This is a genomic window from Microcoleus sp. (assembly GCF_049646505.1).
Classification (GTDB): domain Bacteria; phylum Cyanobacteriota; class Cyanobacteriia; order Cyanobacteriales; family Microcoleaceae; genus Microcoleus.
Genome location: NZ_JBARVX010000409.1, coordinates 1 through 13402, shown reverse-complemented (window position 1 = coordinate 13402; position 13402 = coordinate 1). Strand labels below are relative to the sequence as shown.

Here is a 13402-nt window from a genome sequence, read left to right as displayed (position 1 = left end):
GACTAAAAGCTTTAAGAGAGGACTTCATTCCTCACTACAAACTGCACAGCCTAACTAAAAGCTCGATCGTCAAACGGCAATTCATCAAACAGCGAATCAATCTCAGTCTCATGGAAAGTATCATATCGTTTCCGCTTGTATCGGAATGATTTAACCACAGAGAACACAGAGTACACAGAGGGAGAGAATATATATCTGAATCATTCCGATGCTACCGGATTTGATATCAGGATTCGCTACTTGTTGCTTGGTTGCTTGAATGCAGCTTAGCTACTGGTAAATCAGGAAAATTTTCTACAGCAACAGGCTGCGATTTTTCCAACTTAACTACTGGCAATTCCCCGCCATTACCTCCATTTTTGCTAGTTTGATTCCACATCATCATTCCCAGCAAACCGTCAACCAAACCGCCGCCGCTACCGTTGCCGCTAACCGCAACATCCGGGACAACTCGCACCTGACTATCACCGATAATTTGCATTAACTGCAAAGCCGTATAACCGGAACCGCCCAAAGCCACAACACCCGCCTGATAAGCTTCAGCTTGAGCATTTCCCTTCACCCGAATCGACTCAGCCTCGCCTTGAGCTTGTTTCACCTGAGAATTCGCTTTCAACTCAGCAATCTTCACGCCTTGTTCCGATTTCACCATCTCTTGTTGAATCTCAGCCAAAGCAGTTTCCCTGACCAATTGTTGCCGCTGAGTTTGTGCTAGTTGCTGTACCTCATAAGTCTTGCGCTGTTCCTCAGCAATTTTGCGGTCTGTTTGAGTTTGCATCAACTCTGCAGGCGGCAAAATATCGCCGATCAAAGTATCAATTGCTTGTACGTCGTAGGTACGCAAAGCTGCTTTGATATACTCGGCTGCTTCCGCTTGTCTGCCGCTCCTGGCCGAGAGAAAATCTAACACAGAATAAGCTTGAGCCGAATTGCGGAAATAATTGCCAATTGTCGGCTGCAAAACGTGGTCTACTAAATTCTGCATCGAACCCACGCGCGAGATAACTTTCGGAGCATCCAAAGCGCCAACGTGAATAATTTGAGCTACTTCTAAATCGAAGGCAAAACCGTCTTGAGAACGCACGGTTAAAGATGAAAGTTTAGAATCATAACTGTGTCTTTCTGTCTTGCCAGACCAATTCAATACTATATTAGTAGTTGGCACTAATTCTACTTTCAAAATGCGAGTATTTAGCGGATGTTTCCCTGGATAAAGAGGAGTCACCCACACCCCTTTATTGCCGACATTTACTAAATTACCGTGGGTGAAAGCAGCGCCGCTGACATCTTCCGAGGTTTTACCAACATAGGAAATAACTGCGCCAACATAGCCGATCGGGATTTCGGTCATCGGCACTTGTTCCACGCCGACAAACCAAGGATTTAAGTTCCAGGAACCGGAAAGCAAAACTTGTTCTTGCAAGCCGCGCCTGCCACCACCGCTGATAAACTTTTGCGCGTTTTGGAAGTTGTCGTGATTCGGAATAATCGCCCCTGCAATTTCGCCGTCTTGAATCGGAACTCCATCATAAGTTGTGACAATTCCTACTTTATCTGGAGCAATTTTGTACAGTTTTAACAGTTCCGATGTCATCCCGTGCTTCGGAGCATTTGCTGCTGTAATTACAGTAAACAATGCCGTGTTGATTCGATAGCTGCCGCCCGTCAGGATGCCTAGTTGTCTGCCTTTTTCTCCATCGGCATTAAGGAATTTGCGAGCATCTTGAAAATTATCGCATTCTGTGTATTGGCCGAGGATGCGCTGCGGCGGAATCGGCGCGCCTCCGGCTGCGATAACTAAAGCAATTTCGCCTTGAGGAACTACGGTTAGAGATTCTTTGCGGACGCTGTATTGTATGGGCCAATAACCCCAGTGCCAACCGGGGGGTAAAGTATCAGCTTGATATCCGGCTTCTCCGTTTAAGGCAATTAAATCTCCTGCTGGTAAAGACTTTTTGCCGAGGCTAAACTTTTTACTGACAATGCCAACTTCGCGATCGCCAATTACGACTAATCCGCCAAAAAATAATGGCAGGACTAGAATAATTATCATACCGCCGATCGCGATCGGGATAAATCCGCCCGGCCCTAGCTGCATTGTCTGCACGGGAACAGTGGTACGCAACTGCCCTAGCTGCCAGCTAGGATCTGGTATTGCGACTAACTGAGTCGAGGTTTGTGCTGGGGGGATCTTGCTAGCAGCTAATACCGGCGAGGGTTTCAAAGTTGTAATTGCACTGAGAGCTAAGGAAGCCGAAACAACGGCTGCTAACTGTTTTAAAATGCGGACTTTGACTTGAGATTTGGGCAAAAGTGAATAAAGCATTTTTTTTGATAAGGTCTAATTTGTCCTAGGAGTTCCAGCTTAGCTCTGCTACCAAGTTTTTACATAAAATTTAAGGTCTTATTTATCATTTTTTGCGTTCATAATAGTCAGATTTTTTAGTATAAATACTTATTATTCTGAGGGCGCACACAATTTAAGAAACCGGGTTTTTGCGGTTTTTGTCGCCTGTAACGAAAGTATGTTGGTAAAAACCCGGTTTCGGGCCACCCATGCGTAAATCCTAGGGTGGGTTTTGCGCGAAACTACAAACTGACAATCAATCCCCCGTTTTAACGCGGAAATTGCGGCCTGCGTGCGATCGCCAACTCCCATTTTGCTCAAAATATTGTTGATGTGAAACTTGACGGTTGCTATCAAAAACGATATAGTACCTATTCTCAAAAGTAAGGACAAGGCAATGCCCTGTCCCTACAGATATGACGTACAATCAGCAGCCGATCGCCCTAGACAAACTGACCCGTTGGAGTCGATCGCACCCGGCGAATTCCAATCACCGACGGCATCGGCGATCGGCGCGAATCATTCGAGATATTGCTAGGCCACAAACTGCCGCGAGAAACACTACGAGTCTGATTAAAAACAGCACCGTTCAAATCCAACATTTCAATTTGCCGGCTGAGCACAGTACCATCATCGATCGGACAATCTTCCCCCGGATGCTGCACCGAAAGCAACAGCGTATCTCCCACAAAAGTCGGCCCAGTCATTTCGCAGCGGTTCGGGCCTTGAGCAAACGGAATTACACTGCCTGCATTCGGCCCGGAAGTCGGAATGTAAAACAGCCAATTGTTACCGAAAACACCCGTAAAATCCGAGACATTTCCAGTCTTTTTGTGGTCGATCGCATTTGGCTTCCCAGCAGCACCAACATCAAAACCGTTGTGCGTGCTCGTAGACATATCAGTGACACCCCAAATATTGCCTTGAGTGTCAAAATCCAAGTTGTCTACACTAGCAAATCCCGCCCCAGCTACTGTACCGGCTTCTCCGCCTTGAACAAAACGCTGCCAGCGGAATGTCGAACCCGCACCGTCGGAACTATCTTCAATTATTTTGTAAATTCCTCCCGACTGCTGGGTGCTGTTGAGGGCGGCAGTGTATTTAGCAACAGTAAAAATGCGAGAATCTGGATATCCATCGCTTCCCGGTGCGCCGTCAGTATAAGCAATGAAAACTTCCTTAGTAGTAGGATTAACTTCCAAATCTTCAGGCCGCGCCGTCGGAGTAGCACCAATTAAATTAGCAGCTAAGAAAGCATCAACTAAAACCGCACCTTGGCTGGTGTAGAAATTAGCCAGAGTTTTATTTCTGTAGCCGGGAAGTGCTGTTGCTTCATTAGTTGTATCTACTACAAAAGAACCGCCATCTTCTGTTTGATCGGCAATTCCGCTGCGTTTGGGCAAGCGAGTATTGGCATCTCTTTGAGCTTTGCCAAAACTTGCTAATTCCGCTTCGCCAACTTTAGAAGGACTGACTGGATTCGTCGGGCTATTGATTGCTAGCGGCAGCCATCTTCCCGCACCGTTGCGGTTGTATTGGGCGACGTACAAAATGCCATCTTCAAATAAGCGGCTGTTGGTTTTATCTGCGGGATTTGTGACAGTACCGCTGCTGACAAATTTCCAGGTGTGCCCGCCGCGCCGATCGTCCCCCATGTACACTACTAACCTGCGTCCCGCTTCGGCGCGAATCGCGACGTTTTCGTGGCGGAAGCGGCCCAAAGAGGTGTGTTTGCGGGGGCGGAAACTCGGATCTTGGGGATCTACTTCTACCATCCAGCCGTATTTTTCGCCGACTAAGCCGAATTCTTCGCCCGTAGTGCCCTTAGCGTAGCCGGTTTGGCCGCCGTTGGGTTTGACGCTTTCCTGCACTCCCACGAAAAATGCTTCGCTGCCTTGGAAGTTTTCTTCGGCGGAGAGGATTGTTCCCCAAGGGGTTGTGCCGCCGGAACAGTTGTAGGCTGTACCGATGATGCGGTTGCCGAGCCCGTCGCTGTTGACTTGGGCGAAGACTTGGGTGGCTGCGGGGCCCGTGGCTGTAAGATAGTTGTCGTCGCCTTGTCTGGTTCCCCAGGAGGTGACATTTTTGTATGTGTCGCTGCGCTGGCTGTTGATTCCGAGGCCGGAAAGTCCGTGAATGCGTCGGTTGAGGGGATCGCGGGCGATCGCCAAAAATCTACCGTTAGCTTGTTTGGTGATGCGGACGATCGAACCGCCGAGATTGTAGAGGAATTCTCCGAGAGTAGCCTGATTTTTTACGGATAAGTCTATACCGAGGACGGCGCGATCGGTCGCTGGGAAGGATGCCACATCTGACGGCGTATCCGGCGCGACTTTCGACATCGGGAAAGATACGTACTCGTGGTTAACCCACAGATAGCCGTCGTCATTGCTGCCGCGAATGCCTACAAAGCCGGTATAGTCGTTGTTGTAACCGAAATAATCTGCCAAATCGGGGAAAACTCGATCGCCCCAGCGGAGAATCACGTAACGTTCGTATTCCGGCGGCACAACCACATCGTCAACCACGCTGTAACTGGTTAATTTAGTATTCTGCGACGCCGCCATTACCGTTCCCTGTCCGTTTGGGGCGATCGGCATAAAGCTGGACAATTCTTGATAAATCGGCAGCGGGTGGGGAAGTCTTAGAGGAGTGAAAGATGTCGTAACTACAGCTTTGGCATCGCTGGAATTGATACCGAACAGTTTTTGAGTTAGCTTTGGAGCGATCGCAGTAGTAGCTGCACTGCTACCGAAGAAAATTAACAGTTGTCGGCGAGTTATTTTAGACATAAATTCCTGTTCAACCCAAAATCTCTAATCAGATGATTCCGTATGAAACTTTATCACTGTTAAATTAACGGAAGTTAACCTCAAGGTTAATTAAAGTAGGGATAGATTTAGGTTAACAACAAGTTAAATATAGTGATTGGTGATTGGTGATTGTTGCCAGCAACAACCAATTCCCGATGACCAATTCCCAATTCCCCATTCCCAATTCCCAATTCCCCATTCCCAATTCCCAATTTCTCAATCATCTCGAAAACCCGGATCGTTTTGTCGGGATGCCGATCGACTCGGCGCTGGTACATTAATCGCTTGCGAAGGCCCGGTATTTGTGGCGGAAACATTGCTGTCTCTGAATCCCAGCAGCAATTTAGCATCCGCAAAATATCTAGTCCACAGTTCGATTCTCGAATCTTTTTGCCACTGGCTGCGGGATACTCTCGATCGCAAAACCGGAACTAACTGCCGGCTGCGAGTGGCTGTAACAATCACCGTAACTTCTGTTAATCCGGGATTTTCTTGTAACTGGCGGGCGATCGACAATGCGGCCAAATCTTCCGCCTGCTGCACCAAACTTGCAAAAGATTGACTGTCGTCCGAATTTAGGGTAAGATAGCTTTCCTTAGTTTCAGTTAAACCGATCGATGTGCTTGCTGCTAAACTGAGAGTTGCCAAGATGGCGGTAGAGAAAATGCGACGGTGCAAACTCATTAATTTATTACTTAAATACTGACATTTGTTAATAATAACAAACAAAGATTAACCGTAAATTAAGCTCAAATTAAAACAATATTTTAGAACGCGATGAAGACTTGTGTCAAATCCGCTCTTCATCCGAATTATTCATCTCTCTTATCTCCCTCTGTGCTCTCTGCGTTCTCTGCGGTTAAATTATTCCAATTCAACTTTAAGAAAAATCTTGTGGTGGGCATTTCACCTGCCCCAAAAACAGAATTTAAATGCAAAACAGCTCGTAAATACCAGTGCGTAACCCCAATTCCCAATTCCCAATGAAATCAACAAAATGCGCGATCGCCCTCGGTAGCAACTTAGGCGACTCCCTCGCCACACTCTCTAGCGCGATCGCCACTCTCAACAACACCCCCGAAATCACCGTAAAATCCCATTCTAGCTGGTATAAAACCGCCCCCGTCGGGCCTCCCCAACCCGATTACATCAACGCCTGTGCCATCCTAGAAGTGGCCCTAGAACCGAAACAATTGCTATCCGCTTTATTAGAAATTGAAATAAAATTTAATCGGATTCGCCGCGAAAAATGGGGGCCGAGAACCCTCGACTTAGATTTGCTGCTGTATGATGATTTAATCCTAGAAACTCCGACGCTGACTTTACCTCATCCCCGGATGACCGAAAGAGCTTTTGTATTAGTACCTTTAGCAGAAATTGCGCCGGATTGGGTGCATCCAGTGACGAAAAGTGCGATCGACCAACTCGTGCAAAAGGTAAACTGTTCGGGAGTGCAAAAAATGAAAGTGTAGAAATTGAGCAAAATTCAGGGCTTCGATCGCCTATGATGTCATAAATTAGTGCAATCAAACATTATTCGCTTATCGCTTATGCCATTAGGAAAAGAACTGCCCCAACTCCTCAAACAGCGCCTGTTTTACCAAGGGCGCAAATTCAACTTCGACGTAGCTAGCCTCCGCCTTCCCAACGGTTCCGAAGGCGACTGGGAATGTATTCGCCACCCAGGCGGAGCACTTGCAGTTCCCGTCACCCCCGAAGGTAAACTCGTCTTGGTACGACAATACCGGTTCGCCGCCAAAGGGCGGATTTTAGAATTTCCCGCCGGGACGATCGAACTTAATGAAGATCCCGCAAAAACTATCAAACGCGAAATCGAAGAAGAAACCGGATATCGCGCCGGCAAATGGCAGGAATTGGGCAAATTCATGCTCGCACCAGGTTATTCTGACGAAATCATTTATGCTTTTTTAGCCCAAGATTTGGTCAAGCTGGAAGAGCCGCCAGAACAAGACGATGATGAAGACATGGAAACAGTTTTATTCACTCCAGAGGAATTAGAAAAAGCCATTTTAGCAGGCGAACCAATTGATGCAAAATCAATTTCTAGCTTTTTTCTAGCGCGCCCTTTTTTGATGTAAAATAGTATCGCAGTGCGTCGCTCGCATACAGTCGAAAACAACTAGAATTGTGGCAGCGACGCACCGTACAAAAATATCAAACCTCAAATCAAATGTCAGACTTAATTTTATTTTGGCACCGTCGAGATTTACGTATTTCTGACAACATCGGACTGGCTGCCGCGCGCCAGCAAAGCCCGAAAGTAGTCGGGATTTTTTGTCTCGACAGGCATATTCTCGATCGCGATGACGTAGCGCCCGCCCGTGTCACATACATGATAGGTTGCTTGCAAAAACTTCAGCAGCATTACAGCGAAGCAGGCAGCCAATTGCTGATAATTCAAGATATACCCAGTCACGGCATCCCCAAACTAGCAACAGCAATCGATGCCAAAGCAGTATTTTGGAACCGGGATGTTGAACCCTATGCAAAAGAGCGAGATATAAGCGTATCAAAAGCTCTCGAACAAGCAGGAATTAAAGTTGAAAATTTTTGGGATCAAATCCTGCACGCCCCAGATGAAATTCGCAGCGGTGCAGGAAAACCCTACACAGTTTATACACCATTTTGGAAAAATTGGCACAGCAAACCCAAAGCTGAACCAGTAGAGACAATGCCGATAACTTATCTGGAATTAATGACCGGATTAACCGCCCAAGAACAAGAAATCGCCAACCAAGCAGGTGCAACAGAAACACTGCCAACGGCATCTAGTTTGGGATTTACTTGGGAAAATCCGTTAGTAATAGAACCCGGAGAAGATGCAGCGCGAGCCAAGTTGGAAGAATTTTGCGAAATCGCAATTTACCAATATCAAGAACAGCGCAATTTCCCCGCAAATAACGGCACATCGCAACTCAGCGCCGCCCTCAAATTCGGTGCAATTGGTATCCGCACAGTTTGGCAAGCTACCCAGAGAGTAATGGACACTTGCCGCAGCGAAGAAGCGTGCACAAGCATCCGCACTTGGCAACAGGAAATAGCTTGGCGGGAATTTTACCAACACGCCATGTATAACTTCCCTGAATTAGCAGATGGGCCCTACCGTCAAACATTCAAAAACTTTCCTTGGGAGAACGATGAAAAACTCTTTCAAGCTTGGTGCAGGGGCAAAACTGGTTATCCGATTGTCGATGCAGCAATGCGGCAGTTAAATCAGACTGGTTGGATGCACAATCGCTGCCGAATGATAGTCGCCAGTTTCCTCACCAAAGATTTAATTATTAACTGGCAGTGGGGTGAAAAATACTTCATGCAAAATTTGATTGACGGCGACCTTTCTGCTAACAATGGCGGCTGGCAGTGGAGCGCATCGAGCGGGATGGACCCGAAACCTTTGCGAATATTTAATCCCGCCAGTCAAGCTCAGAAATTTGACAAGGAAGGGGAATATATTCGGCACTGGGTTCCAGAATTGCGCCGAGTTGATACGAAACTTTTGCTAACAGGAAATATTTCACCTATAGAACGCCGGCTGCTTCATTATCCCGATCCGATCGTGGATCACAACGAGCAGCAGCGCAAGTTTAAGGAACTTTACAAGCAGCAAAAAATTTAAACATCAAATTCAGTTGATTGATGGGAATAACAGGTTAGCCAGTTCCGAAAGGGCGATCGCATTATTTCGTCTGCTTTCAGGGAACTTGTACTAATTCTCAGAACTCGTGCAACAGTAGCTGTAGGGTGCATCGCCACCCGTCAATCCTCGCCTTCGATCGACAATTTCGCATCGCTTTGCGGACTATGTAAAATTACGTAACAGTCTGGTGCGATACAAAAAAAAATTAGCTAATTTTGAGGAATAGACAAAAAATATTTCAGGGCGATCGCGGATGGTTCCGTCAGGGTGACGAGCGTGTCTGGGCTGAGTGTACGGATATTTGACCGATCGGCTCAGATTGTGAATACCAGGTAATAGATTGCGAACAACTCAAAAAGCAGGCTTCTCGAACGGAAACTCCAGATTTCTTCTTGAAGTTGAGTTCTGTATTGTTTAAACCGAGGAAAAAGTGTAGGGCAAATAATTATGGCTACTTTCACCGTCACCAACGCCAACGACAACGAAAACGATCCCGGCTCTCTGCGATATGCCATCAAACAGGCTAATGCCCAAGCTGGCGCAGACACAATTATCTTCGACCACATATTCTTCGCTGTACCCAGAACGATCGCCCTTTCAACACAACTAATCGTCAACGACAGCCTGACAATTAAAGGTACTGGAATCAACAACCTGACTATCAGCGGCGATGCCAACAAAAATGGCAGCAACGACAATGGCGATGTCCGCCTCTTCTTCGTCAATCAAGGAACTGTTCAATTCAACAATCTCACCCTGGCAAACGGTCGGGGCAAGGGCGGCGACAACGGTGGAGGCGGCGGCGGCATGGGTGGTGCGCTGTTTATTAATGGCGGTACCGTCGGCGTAAATAACGTTACCTTCTCAAACAACCAGGCAGTTGGTGGAAATGGTAGCGTTAAAAACGCTGGCGGTGGCGGCTTTCGTGGTAGGGGGGGGATCGGCGATGTTGCTGGCGGCGGTGGCGGTGGCTTTGGTGGCAACGGCGGCACTACCATTTTTGGCATTGGTGGTAGCGGTGGCGGCTTCAGTGGCAGTGGCGGTGCCCTTGGCGACGTTAGTAGTAGAGGCGGTAGCGGTACAGGCACCATATTTGGCGGCGATCCAGCAGGTAATGGTAACAGTGGTGTCACGGGCGGTAACCAGCAAAATGGCAGTGTTGGTATCGACCAGAAAAATGGCTTGATCGGCGGGGGTGTTGGCGGAGGTGGCGGTGGTGGTGGGAGTGGCAGCCTCGCGGGCAAGGGTGGCAACGGCGGTGTTGGCGGTGGCGGCGGTGGCGGGGGCCTGAGCGGTGGCAATTGGGGTGGTTTTGGCGGCAGTGGTGGCGACTTTGGCGGCGGCGGTAGCGGGGGTTCGGGTATTGCTGGCGGTACAGGTGGAAGAGGCGGCTTTGGCGGTGGTGGTGGCAGCGGCGGTCGCGCTCTGGGTGAGACCAGCACCAGTCCCTTCAACTTTGGCGGTAACGGTGGTAATGGAGGCTTTGGTGGTGGTGGTGGTGGTGGCGGTACCAGTTCCTATGGTTCTGGCGGTATTGCGGGTAACGGGGGAAGCTTCGGCGGCAATGGCGGCGCGGGCGGCCAGAGCGAATATGATTTTACGGGCGGAGGTGGTGGCGGTGCTGGACTGGGGGGTGCCGTTTTTATTCGCAGCGGTTCCCTCACCCTAGTCAACAGCAAATTTCTCAATAACAAGGCAATAGGTGGGTTGGGTGGCATCGTCGATGCTAGTTTTAATGCCAAATCCGGTGCCAACGGTCAGGGAAAGGGCGGGGCAATTTTTGCCGTGACTCCTGAACTCGCCAGTGCGGCAGGGGTGGCTGTCGCGCCAACGGTGACGGCAATTAATACGATGCCTGCCTTCAGCGGGAACAGCAGTGTTAATGCTTCACGGAGTGCTACCGATAATAGCGATTTTTTTGGCAGCATCAGCGTCAGGAGTTCGATCGGCAACCAGCCCCCTGTAGCAGAAAATGATAGTGCGATCGCACCTGCTAACACTCCAGTCAAGATCGATGTTCTGGCTAACGACATCGACCCCGATGGCAACCCCTTAACAATTAGCCTAGTCGCCAATCCCACCAAGGGGACGGCAGTTGTGAACAACAACGGCACGCCGAACAATCCCAACGATGACTTGATTACCTACACTCCCGGTGCCAACTTCAACGGCGACAGCTTTACCTATCGCGTCAGCAACGGCAAAGCAGACAGCAACATTGCGACTGTCAATGTCCTGTCAGATGCTGGAGTGACTTTTTTGGTGACAAATACCAATGACAGCGGCCCTGGTTCGCTGCGGCAGGCAATGCTGAATGCCAACGCTCATCCCGGCGCAGATACGATCGCATTCCAAATTACCACTTTCCTCCAGATTCCATTACCATTCCAGAAGCCGATCGAGATCCCGATCGCATTTAACGCTCCTCAGACGATCGATCTCAAGTCTGCTTTACCGACAATTACAGATGCCCTCACGATCGACGGTTGGAGTCAAGGCGGCCCCGGATTCCTGGGTGCGCCGCGAATTGAACTCAACGGTGCAGCCGCGAATTCACCTGTGGGACTGGACATTCAAGCCAGCAATTCGATCGTCCGAGGACTGGCAATTAACCGCTTTTCCGGCGAACCCTCCTACAATCGGGCTGGCATCAAGCTGTCGAATGGGGCAGCCAATAACTGGATTTACGGCAATTACATCGGTACCGATTTAACTGGCAATATTGTTCGCAGCAACGGTGGCGATGGTATTACGATCGATGCCTCAGCCGGAATCCAGAATCGCATCGGCACCAACGGCGACGGACTTAACGATACTGCCGAAAGAAACGTAATTTCGGGCAATCTCGTTAACGGAATTACGATCGCAGCCAAGTTCGCAACTGTATCGGGCAACTACATCGGCACCAATGCAGCGGGTACGGCAATTCTGAACCCCAACAACTTCTCATATCACGGAGTTGTCACCTTTCCAGGTGCTTCCGATAACACGATCGGCGGTACTAACGATGCGGAACGCAATGTGATTTCTGGCAATTACACAGGTATCTCGATCGGCGGTACAAACAACTCGATTCGGGGCAACTACATCGGCACGGATGTCACGGGTACAAAAGACTTGGGCAATATCTCAGGAGGTGTGCATATCTATGGTTTCGGAAATACAGTGAGCGATCGCAATGTGATTTCTGGCAACGGTGGCAACGGCATATACATTGTCGATCGGGCAAACAAAGTGCAGGGCAACTTTATCGGTACGGATAAGACAGGTACCGTTGCTTTGGGCAATAGCCGCGATGGTATAGCCCTTCAAAGCATAGGAGGGATCGGCACTGCCGCCAACAATATCATTGGGGGAAATACGGCAGCGCAACGCAACCTGATTTCCGGCAACAAAGGCAATGGCGTGAGTTTTTGGCGCGGTGCTACTGCTAACAATTTGCTGCAAGGCAATTATATCGGCACTCAGCTAGATGGAGTCAGCCCCTTGGGGAATCTAGCCAACGGTGTAGTGATTTTGGATGGGGCAAACAACAATTCGATCGGCGGTATCGATCCGGGAACTGGAAATACGATCGCCCACAACAATTTAGCTGGAGTTGCTGTTAACTCTGGCACGGGCAATGGGATTTTAGGCAATAGTATTTTCAACAATAATACTTTCGGTATTATTCACTACGAAATTAGTAACGAGCGAAACTCTCCCACCATCAGTTTTGCCCACTCCAATGGCAAAAAAACAGATATAAAAGGTACTTTCAATAGCATTCCAAATCAACAGTTTAGGCTGGAATTCTTTGCCAACTCCAGTCTCGATCCGAGTGGCTTTGGCGAAGGCGCAACCTTCCTCGGTTCTACGATTGTCACTACGGACAGTAGCGGTAAAAATAGTTTCAACTATACCTATGGCAGTTCTCTACCCGTCAGTCAATTTATTACAGCAACGGCGACCGATCCTGCTAACAATACTTCGGAATTTTCTCAGGGATTGGCGATCGCCAACCAATCACCTGTAGCAGTCAACGACAGTGCGATCGGCGATCGCAAAAATCCAGTCAAGATCGATGTCCTGTCCAACGACACCGATCCCGATGGCGACCCTCTGACGATCGGCATTGTTACTAATCCGGTGAATGGAAAGGCAGTCGTTAATCAAAACAATACACCGGACAATCCCAATGATGATTTTATTATTTATACTCCCAACCTCGGATTTAATGGTGGCACAGAGAGCTTCAGCTATCAAGTCATTGACGGTCAAGGGAGTACGGCAACAGCTAATGTCAACTTGACTTTCAATGCGACACCATCTCCGACTCCGCCACTCCCGCCCGTTCCACCACGCCCGCCCACTCCAACATTGCCCACTCCGTCATTCCCGCCCACTCCGCCACTCCCCCCTCTCCCGATCGCAAACCAGCCACCGATCGCACTTAGCGACACTGCAACTGTAAATATTGGCAGCGCGATCGATATCGAGGTTCTCGCCAACGACAGCGACCCCGACGGCGACCCCCTGAACCTCAGCATTTTCAAGACTTCAGACAACGGCAAAGCAGAAGTCAGGCACAACGGTACGCCGGAC

At 48.9% G+C, this 13402-nt stretch carries 9 protein-coding genes; 4 read left to right on the top strand and 5 right to left on the bottom strand.

Going from position 1 to position 13402, the window contains the following annotated elements:
• Positions 1–226 precede the first annotated feature (226 nt).
• The 5 genes from WBA89_RS20275 to WBA89_RS20255 all read right to left on the bottom strand — a co-directional run bounded on the left by WBA89_RS20275 (position 227) and on the right by WBA89_RS20255 (position 5844).
• Entirely contained in the window at positions 227–2326 is a 2100-nt protein-coding gene (locus WBA89_RS20275; protein WP_424408980.1) for an SPFH domain-containing protein, read from the bottom strand.
• 132 nt (positions 2327–2458) lie between these two features.
• Positions 2459–2704 (bottom strand): LuxR C-terminal-related transcriptional regulator, encoded by a 246-nt coding sequence (locus WBA89_RS20270; RefSeq protein WP_424408979.1) that lies wholly within the window; start codon positions 2702–2704, stop codon positions 2459–2461.
• A gap of 86 nt (positions 2705–2790) precedes the next feature.
• Entirely contained in the window at positions 2791–5139 is a 2349-nt protein-coding gene (locus tag WBA89_RS20265; protein WP_424408978.1) for a PhoX family protein, read from the bottom strand.
• 107 nt (positions 5140–5246) lie between these two features.
• Positions 5247–5384, bottom strand: coding sequence for a hypothetical protein (locus tag WBA89_RS20260; RefSeq protein ID WP_424408977.1), 138 nt, complete (start codon positions 5382–5384; stop codon positions 5247–5249).
• A complete protein-coding gene (locus tag WBA89_RS20255; protein ID WP_424408976.1) occupies positions 5377–5844 on the bottom strand; it encodes a hypothetical protein in 468 nt (155 codons plus the stop codon). The genes WBA89_RS20260 and WBA89_RS20255 overlap by 8 nt, the downstream gene beginning before the upstream one ends.
• Before the next feature lie 299 nt (positions 5845–6143).
• Between WBA89_RS20255 and folK the strand changes: the two genes are divergently transcribed.
• The 4 genes from folK to WBA89_RS20235 all read left to right on the top strand — a co-directional run.
• Positions 6144–6632, top strand: a complete 489-nt coding sequence (gene folK / locus WBA89_RS20250; protein WP_424408975.1) for a 2-amino-4-hydroxy-6-hydroxymethyldihydropteridine diphosphokinase — start codon at positions 6144–6146, stop codon at positions 6630–6632.
• A 78-nt stretch (positions 6633–6710) separates the two neighbouring features.
• A complete protein-coding gene (locus tag WBA89_RS20245) occupies positions 6711–7259 on the top strand; it encodes an NUDIX hydrolase (protein WP_194067716.1) in 549 nt (182 codons plus the stop codon).
• A 92-nt stretch (positions 7260–7351) separates the two neighbouring features.
• Complete coding sequence (locus WBA89_RS20240) at positions 7352–8797, top strand: FAD-binding domain-containing protein (RefSeq protein WP_424408974.1); 1446 nt, start codon at positions 7352–7354, stop codon at positions 8795–8797.
• A 468-nt stretch (positions 8798–9265) separates the two neighbouring features.
• The coding region (locus WBA89_RS20235; protein WP_424408973.1) for a beta strand repeat-containing protein at positions 9266–13402 on the top strand (4137 nt) is incomplete at its 3' end.

Coding starts and splice junctions, on each gene's coding strand:
- WBA89_RS20275 (WP_424408980.1), bottom strand. CDS start 2,326: ATGCTTTATTCACTTTTGCCCAAATCTCAAGTCAAAGTCCGCATTTTA.
- WBA89_RS20265 (WP_424408978.1), bottom strand. CDS start 5,139: ATGTCTAAAATAACTCGCCGACAACTGTTAATTTTCTTCGGTAGCAGT.
- WBA89_RS20260 (WP_424408977.1), bottom strand. CDS start 5,384: ATGATTGAGAAATTGGGAATTGGGAATGGGGAATTGGGAATTGGGAAT.
- WBA89_RS20255 (WP_424408976.1), bottom strand. CDS start 5,844: ATGAGTTTGCACCGTCGCATTTTCTCTACCGCCATCTTGGCAACTCTC.
- folK (WP_424408975.1), top strand. CDS start 6,144: ATGAAATCAACAAAATGCGCGATCGCCCTCGGTAGCAACTTAGGCGAC.
- WBA89_RS20245 (WP_194067716.1), top strand. CDS start 6,711: ATGCCATTAGGAAAAGAACTGCCCCAACTCCTCAAACAGCGCCTGTTT.
- WBA89_RS20240 (WP_424408974.1), top strand. CDS start 7,352: ATGTCAGACTTAATTTTATTTTGGCACCGTCGAGATTTACGTATTTCT.